This is a genomic window from Bacillus sp. FSL P2-0099 (assembly GCF_038007445.1).
GTDB lineage: Bacteria > Bacillota > Bacilli > Bacillales > Bacillaceae_G > Bacillus_A > Bacillus_A mycoides.
In genome coordinates this window covers 481,702-500,701 of record NZ_JBBOXE010000001.1, presented here as the reverse complement: position 1 = coordinate 500,701, position 19,000 = coordinate 481,702, and the positions used below count along the sequence as shown (strand labels likewise).

Genomic DNA, 19,000 nt, shown 5'->3' with positions numbered 1-19,000 from the left:
TGTCTTTGGAAACGATAGATAGTGACTTTAGGACACGAGGTGATTTGTAATGGATAAAAGGAAACGTGATAAAGCAAAAAACACATTATCTAGTACACAAGAAGTTCTCTATCAGCGAGAATTTCGAAAAGCAGATCGTGCAGCGGGCTATCGCTCAAAAAGTATTTAAAGTGAAACTGAATAATTAGAAGGTTTCCCCCCTAATTATTCAGTTTCATTACATAAGATTTTCCAATGAATTAGTAAAAAAGGTTCCTTATTTATAAGGAACCTTTTTTGTGGACAACCTTATCCACAAAAAACGTAGAATTGTGCATAAATTACAAAAGTATGTTACGAATTCATTTATTTAAATGAATTCGTAACGTGAGAATTGTGGATAATTTTCTAAAAATTGTGGATTATGTGGATATAGCTGTTAATATTCCGATTTTACTGTCTAATGAAGGCGTAATCCCTTGTGGATAAAGTGAAACTTTAATCAGTCGGATTTTTGTTTATCCCCACTGATTATTAGCCCTCACCAATCGGGCTTTTGCGGGATAAGTTAATAATTCACGTTTATTTTTTTACAACAATTAAAAAAACCCTCTTTAAATGCTTAAAAGAGGGTTTCATATTAAGTAAAAGATTCGGCAAGAACTGGTGATTTAATAGGTATATGATTCGGCTCTGCATGATTTTCTGCCAAAATTGTATCCACAATATGACCAGCTGGCTCCGGACGATAAATACTTTTCATTGCTTCTTTCATCTGAAGAAGCTTCATATCATCTTGTAATAACGCCTCTGTTTTTGCAAAAACTTCACTATCATCACGAATTACAACTGCAGCCCCTTTTTTTTCAAAATACAACGCATTTTCATTCTCTTGTCCTGGGACAGGTTTATATAAAATGACGGGTACTTGTAATGCTGCTGCTTCGCTTAATGTAATACCACCTGGCTTCGTAATCATACAAGAAGTAACACGGAACAATTCATCAATGTTTTCAACATAACCAAATACTTTTAAAGCATCAAAACTTTGTTCCTGTAGTTCCATTAAATCCTGCTTTAAAGCTTCGTTTTTCCCACAAACGACAACTACTTGTAAGTTTGGTACTGACATAAATGACTGGCATAGCTCTTTTACACTCCCTAGCACACCATGAGCACCTGCTACAATTAGTAACATCTTTTTATCCTTACATAACTGATATTTATTATATATAATTGCTGGATTTATCTTTAGCTCAAAACTGCTACGAATCGGAATCCCTGTTTCAACAATTTGTTCTGCAGGTACACCGATATCAACCATCACTTTTTTCACATGATCGGTTGCTACAAAATAACGATCTACTTCTCGATGGATCCATATTTTATGCACGCAAAAATCCGTTAATACGTTATAAACAGGAATAGAAATACCTATTTGCTTTTTCAATTCTGGTACAGCGATGATTGGAAAGGTATTAATAACAATATCCGGTTTCTCCACCTGTAATAGCGTCTTCAAACGCTTTCTCCCAAAATTCGCATACCAAGATGCTATTTTTTTATCATAAATTTTCTCTACACCATAATAAAACAAACGATATAATTCTTTTCCTACCGTATAGCTTTTTAAATATAAATATTTTGTAATATCGGTTATAACTGGATGTGATTCTCCAAACAAGTCGCATACAATTACATCTTCGATTCCTTTTTGGCGAAATGTTTGTTCTAATGTTTTTGCCACTTGCACATGACCGTTACCGTAATGTGCAGTTAATATTAAAACCTTGGGGTTTTTTATCAAACAAATCCACTCCTAGCTTTTTGTTTCTCCATATTGCATATACGACAATAGGAAAAACATTTTCCTTAAAAACTACATACTCGGATTCTAATACTTTCCTGTTAGCTATGTATCTGTCGTGGATATGCAAAGCATATAAGATTGACCCCTTAATCCTATCTGTGCTCATATCTTTACATTATACTTTCCTATAAGAGCTTTCGCAATAACTTACAAATGTTCTATATTCCATAATACTCACTCTTTTACTTCTTAATTCTTTTTACTATTTTGATTTCCCTTTACAATTATGTAAATTTCTCCGCTTATTCTTTACAAAAATATGGATATTCCCTTTTCAGTATACTCTTTTCTAAATATATACTCTAGATTTTATTATGAAGAAACAAAAAGCCTAACCAAATGTTTAGGTTAGACTGCTTGTAAAATATGTTTTGCATGTTCAACATTTTCTTCTGTCGGTGGATTCACATCCGCAAGTGGATACTTATGTCCAAGTGCCTCCCATTTATAAACACCGAGCTTATGATATGGCAGCACTTCCACTTTCTTAACATTAGATAGACTTTGAATAAAGTTTGATAATTTTTGCAAATCCTCTTCACCATCGGTAACACCGGGAACCAATACATGTCTTACCCAAATTGGTTTCTTTATATCCGATAAATAACGAGCAAATTGTAAAATGTGTTCATTTGGTTTCCCTGTTAATTTACGATGTTTCTTTGAATCAATATGCTTCAAATCCAATAAAACTAAATCTGTATACTCCATTAAAATATCTAGCTTATTTTGGAATTCTGGTTCTTCAGAATAACAACCGCCAGAAGAATCGATTGTTGTATGGATACCAGCTTCTTTGCACTTTTTAAACAACTGGGTTAAGAAGTCTAGCTGTAATAGTGGCTCTCCACCGCTAACTGTTATACCGCCTCCAGAAGCTTCAATAAATGGAAGGTAACATGTCACATCCTGCATCACTTCTTCAACTGTTATTTCTTTACCTTTACCGATTTCCCATGTATCAGCATTATGACAATATTGACAACGTAATAAACACCCTTGTGTAAATATGACATAACGAATCCCTGGGCCATCAACAGTACCACAAGACTCTACAGAATGTATTCTTCCTTTTACCATGTTACTTCCTCCTTTATTGAAACAGCCTCCCTCCGCTATATATTAAAAGCAGAGGGACACTTTTTTCACTTACATGCTTTCATGCATTGTACGGTTTATTACATCAATTTGTTGTTCACGAGTTAATTTAATAAAGTTAACAGCGTAACCAGATACACGAATTGTTAATTGTGGATATTTTTCAGGATGCTCCATTGCATCCATTAATGTTTCACGGTTAAATACGTTAATATTTAAGTGGTGTCCTTCTTTTATTGCATATCCATCAAGCATAGATACTAAGTTGCGTACTTGTACATCATCTTCTTTACCAAGTGCTTTTGGAATAATAGAGAATGTATTTGAAATACCATCTTGTGCATCTTCATATGGTAATTTAGCTACAGATAATAATGATGCTAATGCACCTTTTGTATCACGGCCATGCATTGGGTTTGCCCCCGGTGCAAATGGTTCTCCAGTACGACGTCCATCTGGAGTGTTACCAGTTTTCTTACCGTATACAACGTTAGATGTGATTGTTAAGATTGACATTGTATGAACAGAATTACGGTATGTTTTATGTTTGCGAATCTTGTTCATAAATGTTTTCACAAGATTTACTGCGATTTCATCTACACGATCATCATTGTTACCGTATTTAGGGAAATCCCCCTCAATTTCGAAATCAACTGCAATACCATTTTCATCACGAATTGGTTTTACTTGTGCATATTTAATTGCACTTAAAGAGTCTGCTACTACAGATAATCCAGCGATACCTGTTGCCATTGTACGAAGAACATTTGTATCGTGAAGTGCCATTTCAATACGTTCATAGCTATATTTATCGTGCATATAGTGAATTACATTTAATGTATTTAAGTATAGACCAGCTAACCATTCCATTGTCATATCGAATTTACGCATAACTTCTTCATAATCTAATACTTCAGAAGTAATTGGTGCGTATTCAGGACCAACTTGTGCTTTTGACTTTTCATCTTTACCACCGTTAACCGCATATAGTAATGCTTTCGCTAAGTTTGCACGTGCTCCGAAGAACTGCATTTGTTTACCAATTCTCATTGCTGATACACAACAAGCAATACCGTAGTCATCACCGTAGTCAGCACGCATAATGTCATCATTTTCGTATTGAATTGCTGATGTTTTAATAGACATTTTTGCACAGTAGTTTTTAAAGTTCTCTGGTAATTGTTTAGACCAAAGAACTGTTAAGTTTGGTTCTGGTGCTGGTCCTAAATTATCTAATGTATGCAAGAAACGGAATGAGTTTTTTGTTACTAACGGACGGCCGTCTAACGCCATACCACCGATAGATTCAGTTACCCAAGTTGGATCTCCAGAGAATAGTTCATTATAATCAGGTGTTCTTGCAAATTTCACAAGACGTAATTTCATAATGAAATGGTCAACAATTTCTTGTGCTTTTTCTTCTGTTAAAGTACCATTTGCTAAATCTCTTTCAATGTAAACATCTAAGAATGTAGAGGTACGTCCAAGGCTCATTGCTGCCCCGTTTTGCTCTTTAATTGCTGCAAGATAAGCAAAGTATAACCATTGGAAGGCCTCTTGTGCATTTGTAGCTGGCTTAGAAATATCGAATCCATGAGAAGCAGCCATCTGTTTTAACTCTTGAAGTGCACGCATTTGCTCAGATAATTCTTCACGTAAACGCATTGTATCTTCGCTCATTACACCGCCAGTTAAATTATAATCAGCTTTTTTCGCTTCAATTAAATGATCTATACCATATAGCGCTACGCGGCGATAGTCACCGATAATACGTCCACGTCCATACGCATCTGGAAGACCAGTAATAACACCTGATTTACGAGCCGCTTTCATTTCTGGTGTGTATGCATCAAATACACCTTGATTATGAGTTTTACGCCAGTCTCTGAAAATCTTGCTAAGTTCTTTATCCATTTCATATCCATACGCTTCACAAGCTTGTTCTGCCATACGAATACCACCATATGGTTGTAAAGAACGTTTAAATGGTTTATCAGTTTGGAAACCGACCACTTTTTCAATATCTTTATTTAAATATCCTGGTTCATGTGATGTAATAGAAGAAACAATTTTTGTATCCATATCAAGAACGCCACCGTTTTCACGTTCCTTTGTTGTTAAATCCATTACTTGATCCCAAAGTTGTTTCGTTGCTTCAGTTGCTTCCGCTAAGAAAGAGTCTTCTCCCTCGTAAGCGTTTACATTATTTAAAATGAAATCGCGAACATCAATCTCTGCTTTCCATTTTTCACCTTTAAAGTTTTCCCACGCGCTTTTTACATTTTCTAATACTTGAGTCATCCTAATCTCCTCCATTTTTGATTAGTACAGGACTACGTTCTTTTATATAACAGCTTACACACTTAGAATACTACTTTTTTTCGGAAGTGGACGAAATAGTTGTGACATGTTTGTGAAATGTTGAGCAAACTACTACATACATAGTGTTAACCTCACATAAAACTCTTTAGAATTAACCCTTTCTTTAATTGTATTTTTTTGGTATTCTTATATACGAGTCCTATTTTGTAATATAAGAACGATACCCATTGTAGAGCTGTAATACTCTTATCTCCTAATCTGTTATAGTTTTTATAACAGAGCAAAAAAAGTGTACATACGTTGTACACTTTTTTTGTTACCACTATAAAACATCTCTTTTTCTATTTCCATCGTAAAATCCACCACGACTGTTTGTTAATGCAATTAATTGCTCTAATCCTTCTATATGATCACCAATAATTCGAAGGACAGCTGGAGGATGACCTATTTTTGCGAAATGTTCACTGGGACGAATACGGTTCATCTTATCAACATCGACACGACTTACACAAGCGATTTCAAAACCTGAAAGTACAGCTTTAACTTGTGCTACACAAGGTGACAATAATGATTTATACCCTATTTCCTTCAAACAAGTACGACTAAACGCATTAGGTACAGCAATAAGAGAGCCTACTCCTAAATCTTTTCTATTACAAGCTAAATTTAATGCATATTTAAATGCTGTTACAAGATGAAGTGGTACTCTCAAATCTAAATAATGATTTAAATCATTTAATGCGACATCCGTTCCATCTGCAATAGCTTTTGCAAAGGGATATAGCTCACTAGCTGGAATAACAAAATCACCATCTATAAATAAAACAATTTCTCCTTTTGCAAAATAAGTTCCAAGCGAACGCCCCACATCGTTTCCAAGTGCTTCTTTATACACAATTGTTGTTGCTCCCTTGTCTTTTGCAATTGTTGCCGTTTTATCGGACGAACCATTTACAACAACGATGATTTCAAAAGGTTCAATTTTGCGAAGCTCTTCTATAACGTTTCCAATTGTTTTCTCTTCATTTTGCACAGGAATAATTACCGATAATTGCTCTCCTTTATACAAATTAGATGTAACGCCCCATCCTTGATAAAAATCTTCAAAATTTAGAGTATGATAGACACTCTCTCTTTTCCTATTTCCATCATAATATCCTCCGCGCCCATCGCTGCCTAATATCCGCTCTGCTACAGCTTCTATATGATCACCTATCATTCGTTTTTCAGATTGAGAAAGATCCGTGCCATATGCAGCATGCTCGAATGGACGAAATTTATTTGGCGTAATAACGTCAATTGCACAATGACGACTAATTCTCCATTTACTTTGTGCTAGGCGTAGATGAGCCACAATAGGATTAACAAAACATTCGTCTCCAATACTTTGCACAACTTCCTTCGTCAGCGCATGAGGTACAGATAATAAAGAATCAATTTTTAATTCTTCACGCTCTAACATTGCATTTAATATTTGGCGCCATACTGTCACGGAGTGCGGTTTTTGTTTCTTTAAAAATAATGCGTCCAAATTATTTAAAACGATGTCCGCCTGATCATGTAAAATCGGATTAAGGAATAATTGTAATTTTGAAGTTTGAATAGCAAAATCTCCATCTACAAACAGTAATACATCACCTATCGCATGTTTTGCACCAACTGCGCGTCCAACGTCGTTACCAAGTGACTCTTTATGCTGGATTACTGTACACCCTAAGCTCTCAGCAATCGCTTCTGTACCATCATTACAACCATTTGCTACTACAATAATCTCTACTGGATTCAATGGTTTTACCGATTGAACCACATCTGAAATCGTATCCACTTCATTACATACGGGAATAATAACTGATAACGACTTAGCCATTGTTTTCTTCACGAAACCATTTAATAGTTTCTTTCAATCCTTGTTCCCACGTTACTTTCGCTTGAAACTGAACGAGTTCTCTTAATTTCGTTACGTCTGGTCTTCTATTTGGAATCTCTTCAAATCCATGTGGATATACTTCCTCAAATGGAACGTGCACAATTTTGGAAATAGACTTCGTTAATTTTTTTATATCTTCCGCTACTACCCTTATATTTTTTTCATTCTCAGAACCTATATTAATAATTTCACCATTTACCTTCTCATCCATTGCACGAATTGTTGCCTCGACCGCATCACTTACATACGTAAAGCAGCGTGTCTGCTTTCCATCTCCATACACGAGAATATCGTCACCTTGCAAAGCCGCACGAATAAATCGTGGAATTACTCCTGCGTACGGACCATCTTTCGCTCTTGGACCATAAATATTAAAATAACGAACAATCGTTACAGGTAAACCTTCTAATGCGTACCCTAAACATAATGTTTCCTCTAACGTTTTACAAATTGCATAACTCCAACGTATTTTGGAAGTTGCACCGTATAAACGATCTCCTTCTTCAGAGAATGGCGGCTCTCCCTTTCCATATACTTCAGAAGTAGATGCAAATACTACTTTCTTCTTCCCTTTTAACGCTGCTTGTAAAATATTTCTCGTTCCATCGAAATTTGTTTCAATAAGCTCTACACTTTTTTCCATTGTAGTTTTGACTCCCAAAATTGCAGCTAAATGAAACACCACATCATGTTGATTCACTAATTCATAAATTGAATTTTTATCTAAAACGCTTATTGGAATAACCCGGAGCTCTTTCATTAACTCATTATGATATTTATTTTTTCCTTTATAGAAGTTATCCACAATAGTAACTTCATAACCTCTTTTCACCAACTCTTCAGCTAAATGCGAACCAATAAATCCTGCTCCACCTGTAATTAAACATTTTTCACTCATGCACTCACCTTCTTTACGATTCCACGTGTATCTATTAATCGCTCAATCCCTTTAAAAAGATTCCAATCGATGCTAGAGTGATCCGTTACAATTAAAATACAATTTGCTTGTTTAATTCTTTGTTCATCTAATGGAACAGATTGATATAGTGTATCTCCAATTTTCGCTGTAGAAATATACGGATCATGATATTCTATCTTGTATCCTTCTTTTATTAATAATTGAATAATTGGCAACGCCGGTGATTCTCTCAAATCATTTACATCTTTCTTATATGCAATCCCTACTATTAAAACCGTTGCGGGTGATTGCACCACACCTTTTACTTTCCCGATTATTTTCGCTGGCATTTCTTCATTAATTACATGTGCTGCCTCAATTAATTGACTAATTGCTCCAGCCTTTCTTATTCTCCATTGAAAATATAAAGGATCTACCGGAATACAGTGTCCTCCTATTCCTGGTCCTGGCCAATACGGAGTAAATCCAAACGGTTTTGTAGATGCCGCTTCAAGCACCTCATAAAAATTAATATTCAAACTTTCACAAAGTATATTTAACTCATTTACTAATGAAATATTAACTAAGCGCTGAATATTTTCAAATAGCTTACACATCTCGGCCACTTTCGGAGAGCTAACTGGAACGACTACATCAAATATAGTGCTATACAAATCCTGTACTTTTTGTTTACACTGCTCGGTTTGTCCACTAATAACTTTTGGAATTGTTTCAACTGAATACTGGCTATTCGCTGGATCAATTCGCTCTGGAGAATACCCAATATAATAATCTTCTCCTACCTTTTTACCTGTTTGAGAAATAATAGGAATGATAACTTCCTCCAGTGTACCTGGATATGTGGAGCTTTCAAAAATGAAGGTTTGTCCTTCTTGAAGGTGTTGTTGTATATAATGGGAGGCTGAAACGAGTGCACTTAAATCGGGTTCTTTATTCTCATTAATTGGCGTTGGCACAGTCACAATAACATACTCACTATTTTGGAACTCCGCAACACCTTTATCTGGTGTATTTACTATTAATTTTCTCTCGTTCAATAGATTTTGTAATACGTTAGAAGAAACATCAGGAATATAACTTTCTCCTTTAATTATTGATTCTATCTTCCTAGTATCTTTATCTAATCCAAGTACAGCATGTCCTCTTTCTGCAAAAAGGACCGCTAAAGGAAGGCCAACATATCCTAATCCAATAATGGTTACTTTACTACTAGCATTCATCTATATTCTCTTCTTCCCTTCTCAATTGTAGTATTATATCTCTATCCCTTTCTCCGTCTGTAAAACTCCCGCGCCCATTCGTATGTTGTAATAAATAAGCAATCGCCTCAAGCTGATCACCGAAAATACGATCGAATGCAGGAATTCTTCCATTTACAAACCCATGTTGCTCTGGACGTACTCGATTTGTTTTTATAACATCTACAAATTCCACTGCTGTAATAGAGCATTCTTCTAAAATAGCTTTCATTTGAGCTAATGGTGGAATGATAAGGGAATCATATCCAATTTTCTCTATTACCTTTTTATGCATAGCATGTGGCACTGCCGTTAATGAGTTATTCCATAAATCTGGTCGTTTCGCTACCAAATTCACGAAATATTTCCCCATACTAATTGGATCTGCCGGGTGAAACATATCTAACAAACATTGCAAATCATTTAACGCCACATCGTTTCCTTCTTCAATAGCATGCAAAAATGGAATTAGCTTTTTTGCCGGAATAGCAAAATCACCATCAACAAATAAACAAATATCTGCCGTAGCATGCATAGCCCCTATCGCTCGTGCTACATTATGTCCAAGTGCCTTCGCGAATTCAACTACAATAACATTCTCTAGCTTTACTTGTTTAATTGTCTCGGCATCTGCTCCATTCGTAACAACTATAATTTCATCTACACCTGCCTTTTTCACTTCCTGTATGACAGATCTTATAGTCATTTTTTCTTCTGATACGGGTATAATAGCACTGTATTTCGCTTTTTCCTTTTGTAATAAAACTGGTTTATACTTCCCTATAAACTCTCTATCCCTGTTTCCCTCCGAAAAACCGCCACGTTTACCATATGTTTCGATTACGTATTGCAAAGCACACAAATGATCACCCATAATACGACTAGTCGCCTTCGGATAAGGAGAACCAGGTGATGTACCCGTATGCACAGGACGAACCTTATTCGTGTGAATTACATCGACCGAAGCCATATCGGCAATATCTACTCCTCTAGACATCGCCATCGCTTGAAATAGTGCTGGATCTGCTAAATTCCACCACCCAAGATTCTCAATAAGATCCCGATTCATCGCATGTGGAATTGCGATTAAAGAACCAACAACAAGCTCTTTTTTATTCAAATAACGATTCAACATGAATTTTCCAACTGTCGTATAGTGTGGTCTCATCTTTAAATAAACAGACCATGTTAAATTATTCACAACAATTTGATGCCCTTGCTGAACTCCTTTCACGAAACGTTGTAGCTCTTTACTCTCAATAACGATGTCACCATCTAAAAACAATACAATTTCACCTTTTGCTTCTCTAGCTCCAATTGCCCTTCCTACATCATTACCAAGAGAATGTTTATAATAAATTACATGGCAACTATGCTGTAATGCGACTTCATTCGTTCCATCTGTCGATCCATTATCTACTACAATAATTTCATACGGCTTCAGCTTCTCCACTTCTACTAAAACTTGTGATAAAGTACTTGCTTCATTATGCGCTGGAATAACAACTGATATTCTCATACTTGTATCACTCTTACCCTTCCAAGCGAACATAAGCAATAATAGGAATACGCACAAGTACATCTTCAGGTGGTCCATAAGAAGGAGCTGTACGAACACTTACTGCCCCGTCCGTAACAGATAAAAGAATACCTGCAACAATTTCGGCCGCTGTCACAACTTGCACTAATTCACCAACATGGTTACGCAATTCATCAGTAAATAACATATATAAGTCTCCTTTCTTACACTTCTTTCATTGATATAATACTTGTAAATGGTAATAAAACTTCAGTTCCTATTCCTTCTTGCAGCGTTAAGAAATCGTCACCAACTGCTACAATAACACCTATTAACTGTCCAACTGTCACAGTAATTTCTACGTTTTTACCTAAATATTGCTTTGCAATTTCCTTAAAAGGTGATGTATTGCATTCTTTTAAAATGTTACAAATAATAGATTGAAATTGACTTGATTCTATAAACTCTTCCGTAGCTTGCTTAGAATTTCTTTGAATAAATCTCGCAAAGTTTTGTGAAAATAAAAGTCGTTCCACAGCAGGCAGTAACTTGTCATCTAAAAAATAGCCTAATTGTCTATTAAACAGTCTGGATAATTTATGCCAATATTTTCTGAACAGACACATATGCTTCTCCTCCTATTATTTTTAAAGTATAAAAATTTATATCCATACATCTTAATTTATACAAATTAGACTTTTTTTGTGATAGGTAAGGCATACATTTTCTAAAAGAAATAATTGTTTCAGGGCATAAAAAAAGATAGATGGTTTCCCATCTATCTCTTTGCTAATCTTTAATTTTTAATTGTCACAATGGCAGCTACGCCGTAATATACCGCTCTTGATAATTCTGCTTGTCCGGATATAGAAGCTGTAACAAGGGATCCACCACTTGCCGAAAAATATTTTGCAGCTTCTAACGGAATACCATCTTCTTTCACATCAATATGTGTTCCATCTTGCCAGTCTATTTTCTGCATTGTTGCTGAAAAGTCCCCAGTCACTTTACCAATTTCCTTACCATTCATCTCTAAAAATATCCATTCCCATTTTGTTAAACTTAGTACTTGTTTCAACTCTCCAATTTTCTTTCCATTTACACTATAAAATATATAGAAGTTACGCACGCCCATCTTCTTTTGAACACGCAGCAATCTTTCTCCCGATTGATTATATAAATAAAATTGTTGCTTATGTAGTCCCTTAAAAAGAAAAGAAAGTGCGCCTTTCCATATACTTTGAATAACGGAATTATACTCTTCTTTTAAAAACCCTACTGCACTGCCATCTAATCCAAAGTACGTTATTACTTGAAATACCCCTACCTCTCTACGAACAACGAACTTTTGTTGTTCAAATAATCTAGAGCTCCCTATATTACAATTATCCTGTCTAAGCATTTTTGCTCTTCGTTTTTCTATAAAACTATATATTAGTAATCCAAACGCTGGTAGCAAAATACCTATTAATTTCAGAATTTCTTTATCTGAAGTGAATATTGTTCCTTTTTTATATTCCATAACTAATCCAATTACAACGATAATCCATACAATGATAGCTATAAACAAAGTTCGTTTCGCATTGCGTGCATGATGCTTATGTATACTCATAAACCTCCCCCTTTTCCATTTATTTCATTATCGCACCGCACATATATTTCCTCAATGCAAAAAAGACTATCCAAAAGGACAGTCTTTTACACTTCTATATTTCGTAACATCGTATAAATGTCGTTATTCACTTTACCAAATGATTTAATGTTATTTTGAATGTTAGATAATAAAACCACATATACACTACCATTTTTACTAAAACCATTTAAGCAATTCCAACCTGGCATTACACCGTGATTTGAATAGCTTCCTGGATCTACATACCAGCCAAATCCATAATCCTTTTTCACGGCTGTAAACATTTGATTATAACTCTCTTTTGAAATTAATTTTCCAGAAAAGAGTGCTTCATTAAATAAATATAAATCATGCGCGCTCGTATATATATCACCACAACCATATAGTTGTGACATGCTCGGAATATTAGGTGTTGTCATATTGTTATTCACTATTTTATAACCCGTTGATGGGAATCTTGTTTGTTCCAACGCTGTACCGAAACCAGAATGTTTCATACCCGCAGTCGCAAAAATATGTTGTTTTATATATTCTTCGAGCGACTGTCCACTTACCTTCTCAGCAATGTAAGCAAGTATAGAGTAGTTCGAATCGGAATACTTCCATTTCTCTCCTGGACTCCCGATACGCTTTTGATTTCCTATCCGCTTTATCAGTTCTTCATGAGAAATATCCTCTTTTCCCTGCTCATATTCCGGAATGCCTGATGTATGTGTTAATAGATGTTTTAACTGAATGCTATTACCTTGAGGAAAGTCTGGAATATACTTTGCAACTGTATCCTCTACTTGTAACTTATTTTGATCTTTGAGTTGCATAATAGCAGTCGCCACAAATGCTTTTGAAATAGAACCAATATAAAAGGTCGTCTCTGAATTATTCGGCACTTGCTTCTCTTTATTAGCCATGCCGTATCCTTTATTCACAAGAACTTTCCCATTCTTCACAATAACAGCTGTCCCACTAAATCCCATGCTCTGTAAATATTGATCCAATTGAGCGTTTTCATTAATTTCTTGAGGCGGTCCCTCAGCAGGTTTCTCTATAACTTGCGCCTGTTTTATCTGTTCTTCCTGTTCTTTTTGTTTTCTTTGTTTTTCAGCTTCTTGCCTTTTCACTTCTTCTATCTTTTTTATCTCTTCTTGCTTCTTCATTTCTGCTGCTGCTTTTAAAGTTTCCTCTTTTTTATTATGCGCAACAATTTTTGTATACATGAAATATACAAGTGATAATAGTAAGACGAGAATGATTGTTCTTTTTATGTATACAATCGGCCGACGTGCTTTCCCATTAACAGTATTTTTTTCCTGATCCATGATTACCTTTTTCCCCTTATTTACCGATAATTTAATTCATCTACACAAGACTTTCTCCAAATCATTTCAGTAGATTATAGACACTCCATTCTATGTCATCCCTACTTTATCACGCGCTGAACATATTACCAACCTATATGTATAAAAAAGAAAAAGAAAATTTACAAAAGTAAGATTCTCTTTAAAATTTCAACATAATAAAAGAGGATATCCTGTAAAAGATTGTTGTTATCAATCTTTTTGGATATCCTCTTATCTAACTATTTATACGTGTTTTTTCATATCATCGGCAACAGATTCAACATTTGTACCTACGATAACTTGTACACTTGTTTCACTTAATTTCATAACACCTTTTGCACCCGCACGTTTTAATGCTGGTTCATTTACTAAACCTGCATCTTTCACTTGTAAGCGTAAACGCGTTGCACAGTTATCAATCACTGTTAAGTTGTCTTTTCCGCCTAAAGCTGCTACGTAAGTTTCACCAATTGAACCTGCAACTGGTGCCTCACCATCTTCAACTAACTCATCGTCATCTTCACGACCTGGAGTTTTCAAGTTGAACTTCTTAATTAAGAAGTAGAATACTGCAAAGTAAATTGCTGCATAAATTAAACCGATACCTGCTAATAATACAGGTTTTGTTGCAATACCAAAGTTGATAACATAATCAATAGCACCAGCACTAAATGTGAAACCATCATGAATGCCAAGTGATGTTGTTATGAATAAAGAAAATCCTGTTAATACTGCATGCACACCATATAATACTGGTGATAAGAACATGAATGAGAATTCAATTGGCTCTGTAATACCAGTTAAGAATGAAGTTAATGCTAGACCACCTAACATACCTGTAACCATTTTACGTTTTTCTGGTTTAGCAGCCGCAATCATTGCGAAACATGCTGCTGGTAAACCGAACATCATAACTGGGAAGAAACCAGTCATAAACATACCTGCTGATGGGTCTTTTGCAAAGAAGCGTGCAATATCACCATGAACGATATCACCAGCTGCGTTTGTAAAGTCACCAAGTACGAACCAGAAGTATGTGTTCATTACGTGGTGTAAACCGATTGGAATTAATAAACGGTTTAATAATCCGAATAACCCTGCACCGATTGAACCTAAGTTTACGATACCGTGTGATACTGCATCAATACCAGTTTGGATTGTTGGCCAAATTTGACCGAATACTAATCCTAACAGAAGCATTACAATAGAAGTAATGATTGGTACGAAACGTTTTCCAGCAAAGAATCCTAACCATTCTGGTAGTTTAATCTTATGGAATTTATTGTATAGTAATCCAGCAACAACCCCAGCAATAATACCACCGAGTATGGCCATATTTATTTTTGGCGTTAACGCCGCTGCTTTTGAAATTTTATTCATTGTATCCGCTAATTTAGTTGGATCTACTGAACCGACTAAATCTTGAACACTTTTTAATTTATCGTTTAGTTCTGCTGTTGAGTAAGTAACACTTAAAGCATTAGTTGTATTCTTCATAACTAAATAACCAATTGCACCTGCAAGACCAGCTGCACCACTACCGTCAACAGATAAACCGATTGCAACACCGATTGCAAAAATAAGTGCTAAATTATCAAAAATTGCTGCACCGGCCTGTGCCATAACAGGAATGTTTAATACGTCTTCTTGTCCTAGACGAAGCAATAATCCTGCTGCTGGTAGCACTGCGATTGGAAGCATTAACGCTTTACCAATACGTTGTAAAAACTGCAACATTTTAATTCCCCCTATCAAATTTATGAAATCGTTATCATTATAAGTACGCCTTAGAAAACGCTTTCTATTTACATAACCATAATAACATATAGTTGTATAGATGTGTAGTTTTTATTTCCGAACTTTTTATGGATAAATCTCCTATTTCCAAACTGTTATATAAAAGGAAAATTTTCCTTTTATAACACGGAATAATCGAAACTGAAGACTCACTATAGAACATTCAACTTTCGTTTTATCATTCCACTTTTTCATGTTATTATTTATTTCCGAGCATATCGGGAAAAGTAAACTTAGTTAATTCGAAATAGGAGCGTTGGTACTATGCAGTGCATTGAAACAAACAACTTACAGCAGTTGTTAGAACAAGTAAAACCATATACGAAAAAAGGAAAACTTGCTACTTATATCCCCGAACTAGGAAATGCAAATCCAAATGATCTAGGGATTGCTATTTTCCATAAAGAAACAGAATATATCCATGCTGGTAACTCACAAACACTATTTACTCTTCAAAGTATTTCTAAAGTAATTACACTTGCTCTTGCCCTTTTAGACCGTGGTGAAGAATATGTATTTTCTAAAGTTGGAATGGAACCAACTGGTGACCCATTTAATTCTATTATTAAGCTTGAAACAACAAGTTCTTCCAAGCCTCTTAATCCAATGATTAATGCGGGTGCATTAGCTATTACAAGTATGCTAGCTGGTAATGATAACGAGGAGAAGATGGAACGCATTCTTCAATTTGTGCGTGATATAACAGACAATCCTACTATTAGTTATTCTTCTAAAGTTGCCACTTCTGAATTAGAAACAGCTTACTTAAACCGTTCACTTTGTTACTATATGAAACAAAATGGCATCATCGATAACGATATTGAAGAACTTATGGATTTATATACGCGTCAATGTGCAATTGAGGTTAACTGTATCGACCTAGCACGTATTGGTTTAATCTTTGCAATGGATGGATATGATCCTTATAAAAAGAAACAGATCATCCCTAAACATATTACGAAAATTTGTAAAACATTTATGGTTACTTGCGGGATGTATAATGAATCTGGTGAATTTGCAATTCGTGTTGGAATCCCTGCAAAAAGTGGTGTAGCGGGCGGCATTTTCGGCTGCGTAAAAGGCGAAATGGGAATCGGTATTTTTGGACCAGCTTTAGATGCAAACGGAAATAGTATCGCTGGTTTTAAAATTCTTGAATTACTTTCTGCTCAAGAAGCTTGGAGTATGTTTTAATTTAGAAGTTATCCTGCTATATTGGCAGGTTTTTTTATTTCACAAAAAATCCGTTCTACTAGGCATCAACACAATTCAAAAAAACAGTAATAAAAGTTCTCTTTATTATGCATATTTGCTCCCCCCTCCTGAATAATATAGTACAACCTAGCGCTGTATGTGGAGGTGTAAAAGATGAAACTCATATTTCAAATGGAGAAACAACCTGTTCTCGAAAAAACAATTCTTCTTTTCATATTGAGTATTGTAGAAAGTTTGAAACTAAAAGTTGTTTCACTCGATGAAGCTCACCGATACATATTCAATTTAGAAGTGCTTGAACTATTAATGGATCGGAACATCGATGATCAAGTACTAGAACTTATTCATTTTGGAATGGGACTTGAAGACATTTACCATGTACTTCCCGAAGAACTTGAGCATAGTATTGAAGAACTGAAATGGCTTTGTATTCAAGTTTTAAGTGAGTACAGTATGCATGATGATGAATGTGCACAACTAATTGAAGATATACGCTAAAAAGCACCTATGCAGGTGCTTTTACTTTTTTAAACCTTTTTACACACAAAGATTTGTATAATACTTACAATCTTTCATTACCGTGAAAAGATTTCACGTCGATATATGCAATTTTTTAGTGTATTTCCAAGGAAATACTCGAATACTGTTTTCCCTATCCTTCTTACAACAATTGATCAATTCCAATAAGAATTAATAACACACCTGCAATTACAGTTGCCCATTTCCCTAAGTATTCAGCTAAAAATCTTTTACCAACATACGTAAAACCACTAATACAAATAAAACTAAAAACTCCAGAAATACATGCCGTAAGCCAAAGATTTAAATTTGTTACTCCAGCATCAAATCCACCTGCAATATTGTTTATGGACAATGCAACTCCTAAAACAATTGCTTCAGAAAAACTAATTGTTTTAGAACCATCAAAATCTGCTTTTTCTGGATTACGTAAAACCCCCATAAGTACACTACTATCTTTAGATTCTACGGTATCTTTTTGACTCAAGAAAGGCTGACATAAAATAAACACCCCGATTATTCCTAAAACGACTGCTCCAATAATGTTTGCTGTGAACTCTGAAATAAATAATGCGATCCAATTCCCAAAAAATCCAGCTAGTAAAGTAAATAAAAATCCAAAAAATGCGATGATAAAATTGTTAAGCCACGAAATTCGAATTTTACGAATGCCATATGCAATCCCAACACCTGCATTATCTAAATTAGACGCAATCCCGATTAAAAAAATTGAAAATAAAACTGCCGTACTCATCGTACAGTCACCCCTTTTCTCACTTTTCGTTGCATATTATGAAAATGTTGAGCAACTGTGCCTGTCTGTTTCATATACTTGTAATAAATGCTCAACATTTTTTCAACGATAGACAATAGAAAAGGAGTGCCTACATTATGCCCAATGGAAATCCAAATGAGCGGCTCGGTAAATTAATAAAGAAACTGTTAAAGGAGCGCGCTCTATCTATGCGCCAACTAGGAACACTTACAAATATTGATCCTGCAACAATTTCAAGAATAATTAATGGCAAACAACAACCGAAGCAAAACCATTTACAAAAGTTCGCAAACTGTCTACAAGTTCCACCGCAATTATTACTTGATGAAATGTACCCTAACTCTCCACACATAAATAAGGAAAAAGCAGATATGTACACATCTCTCGATACAATTCAACAAACATTACAATCCTCTAACCTATTCGACTTCGAATACACAACAACTCGTGTAAAACAAGAACTTGAAAATTACGAGCGCTATGCTCAAACTACTGAAGGCGAAAAACGTATTCACGAGAGTTTCAAAAGTAAAATAGAACAAATTGATAGTGCTGGTCCTTTCATTGAGCAATTAACAAATATGTACCAACAATTTTGTACAGAAACCATTTCAACCGAAGAGCGTGCAATTATTGGGGGTGCCTTACTATATTTCATTTTATCAACAGACATTATCCCCGATTATCTTTTTCCAATCGGCTATTTAGATGATGCGATTGCCGTTGAATTAGCTAAAGAGAAATTAATTGAAATAAAACGAAAAACATAGAAAAATAAAGAACTATTTCAGTTGTTTATGTTCAACTCTGAAATAGTTCACTAAAAAAGCGTACAAGTACATACCTGTACAA

At 35.1% G+C, this 19,000-nt stretch carries 17 protein-coding genes and 1 pseudogene; 4 read left to right on the top strand and 14 right to left on the bottom strand.

Annotated features, from left to right (window positions below):
* The first annotated feature begins 49 nt into the window (after window positions 1–49).
* The gene (locus MKY90_RS02555) at window positions 50–169 is read left to right on the top strand and encodes a YfhE family protein (protein WP_002029627.1); all 120 of its coding nucleotides are present in this window, start codon (window positions 50–52) and stop codon (window positions 167–169) included.
* Window positions 170–619: 450 nt separating this feature from the next.
* Here the strand turns inward: MKY90_RS02555 and MKY90_RS02550 are convergent, their stop codons facing one another.
* The 13 genes and pseudogenes from MKY90_RS02550 to nagE all read right to left on the bottom strand — a co-directional run bounded on the left by MKY90_RS02550 (window position 620) and on the right by nagE (window position 15,579).
* Window positions 620–1,786: a diglucosyl diacylglycerol synthase gene (locus MKY90_RS02550; RefSeq protein ID WP_341090253.1), complete on the bottom strand. Its 1,167-nt coding sequence runs from the start codon at window positions 1,784–1,786 to the stop codon at window positions 620–622.
* A 411-nt stretch (window positions 1,787–2,197) separates the two neighbouring features.
* The gene (gene pflA / locus MKY90_RS02545; protein ID WP_002029624.1) at window positions 2,198–2,929 is read right to left on the bottom strand and encodes a pyruvate formate-lyase-activating protein; all 732 of its coding nucleotides are present in this window, start codon (window positions 2,927–2,929) and stop codon (window positions 2,198–2,200) included.
* Window positions 2,930–2,998: 69 nt separating this feature from the next.
* On the bottom strand, window positions 2,999–5,248 hold the full coding sequence (gene pflB, locus MKY90_RS02540; RefSeq protein ID WP_341090252.1) for a formate C-acetyltransferase: 2,250 nt from the start codon (window positions 5,246–5,248) through the stop codon (window positions 2,999–3,001).
* A gap of 152 nt (window positions 5,249–5,400) precedes the next feature.
* A pseudogene (locus MKY90_RS02535) lies at window positions 5,401–5,620 on the bottom strand (hypothetical protein).
* A complete protein-coding gene (locus MKY90_RS02530) occupies window positions 5,592–7,136 on the bottom strand; it encodes a glycosyltransferase family 2 protein (RefSeq protein WP_002169214.1) in 1,545 nt (514 codons plus the stop codon). The pseudogene MKY90_RS02535 and the gene MKY90_RS02530 overlap by 29 nt, the downstream one beginning before the upstream one ends.
* On the bottom strand, window positions 7,129–8,094 hold the full coding sequence (locus MKY90_RS02525; protein ID WP_002140285.1) for an NAD-dependent epimerase/dehydratase family protein: 966 nt from the start codon (window positions 8,092–8,094) through the stop codon (window positions 7,129–7,131). Before MKY90_RS02525 ends, MKY90_RS02530 begins: the two co-directional genes overlap by 8 nt.
* On the bottom strand, window positions 8,091–9,335 hold the full coding sequence (locus tag MKY90_RS02520; protein ID WP_098167583.1) for a nucleotide sugar dehydrogenase: 1,245 nt from the start codon (window positions 9,333–9,335) through the stop codon (window positions 8,091–8,093). Before MKY90_RS02520 ends, MKY90_RS02525 begins: the two co-directional genes overlap by 4 nt.
* On the bottom strand, window positions 9,325–10,872 hold the full coding sequence (locus MKY90_RS02515; RefSeq protein ID WP_341090245.1) for a glycosyltransferase family 2 protein: 1,548 nt from the start codon (window positions 10,870–10,872) through the stop codon (window positions 9,325–9,327). The genes MKY90_RS02520 and MKY90_RS02515 overlap by 11 nt, the downstream gene beginning before the upstream one ends.
* A 13-nt stretch (window positions 10,873–10,885) precedes the next feature.
* The gene (locus MKY90_RS02510) at window positions 10,886–11,080 is read right to left on the bottom strand and encodes a hypothetical protein (RefSeq protein WP_002169217.1); all 195 of its coding nucleotides are present in this window, start codon (window positions 11,078–11,080) and stop codon (window positions 10,886–10,888) included.
* 16 nt (window positions 11,081–11,096) lie between these two features.
* A complete protein-coding gene (locus MKY90_RS02505; RefSeq protein ID WP_002125041.1) occupies window positions 11,097–11,498 on the bottom strand; it encodes a hypothetical protein in 402 nt (133 codons plus the stop codon).
* Between the two features lie 170 nt (window positions 11,499–11,668).
* Entirely contained in the window at window positions 11,669–12,484 is an 816-nt protein-coding gene (locus MKY90_RS02500; protein WP_002029609.1) for a hypothetical protein, read from the bottom strand.
* Between the two features lie 86 nt (window positions 12,485–12,570).
* Complete coding sequence (locus tag MKY90_RS02495; protein ID WP_002169218.1) at window positions 12,571–13,821, bottom strand: serine hydrolase domain-containing protein; 1,251 nt, start codon at window positions 13,819–13,821, stop codon at window positions 12,571–12,573.
* A 264-nt stretch (window positions 13,822–14,085) separates the two neighbouring features.
* Window positions 14,086–15,579 (bottom strand): N-acetylglucosamine-specific PTS transporter subunit IIBC, encoded by a 1,494-nt coding sequence (gene nagE, locus MKY90_RS02490; RefSeq protein ID WP_002169219.1) that lies wholly within the window; start codon window positions 15,577–15,579, stop codon window positions 14,086–14,088.
* A gap of 324 nt (window positions 15,580–15,903) precedes the next feature.
* On the opposite strand from nagE, the gene glsA reads away from it, so the two are divergent.
* Window positions 15,904–16,833 (top strand): glutaminase A, encoded by a 930-nt coding sequence (gene glsA, locus MKY90_RS02480; RefSeq protein ID WP_098167584.1) that lies wholly within the window; start codon window positions 15,904–15,906, stop codon window positions 16,831–16,833.
* A 174-nt stretch (window positions 16,834–17,007) separates the two neighbouring features.
* On the top strand, window positions 17,008–17,352 hold the full coding sequence (locus MKY90_RS02475) for a DUF3969 family protein (RefSeq protein ID WP_002091149.1): 345 nt from the start codon (window positions 17,008–17,010) through the stop codon (window positions 17,350–17,352).
* 163 nt (window positions 17,353–17,515) lie between these two features.
* Here MKY90_RS02475 and ytaF read toward each other — a convergent pair whose 3' ends face one another.
* A complete protein-coding gene (ytaF, locus tag MKY90_RS02470; RefSeq protein ID WP_341090236.1) occupies window positions 17,516–18,127 on the bottom strand; it encodes a sporulation membrane protein YtaF in 612 nt (203 codons plus the stop codon).
* A 137-nt stretch (window positions 18,128–18,264) separates the two neighbouring features.
* Here ytaF and MKY90_RS02465 point away from each other — a divergent pair, with 137 nt between their 5' ends.
* Window positions 18,265–18,918 (top strand): helix-turn-helix domain-containing protein, encoded by a 654-nt coding sequence (locus MKY90_RS02465; RefSeq protein ID WP_002029602.1) that lies wholly within the window; start codon window positions 18,265–18,267, stop codon window positions 18,916–18,918.
* Window positions 18,919–19,000: the final 82 nt, after the last annotated feature.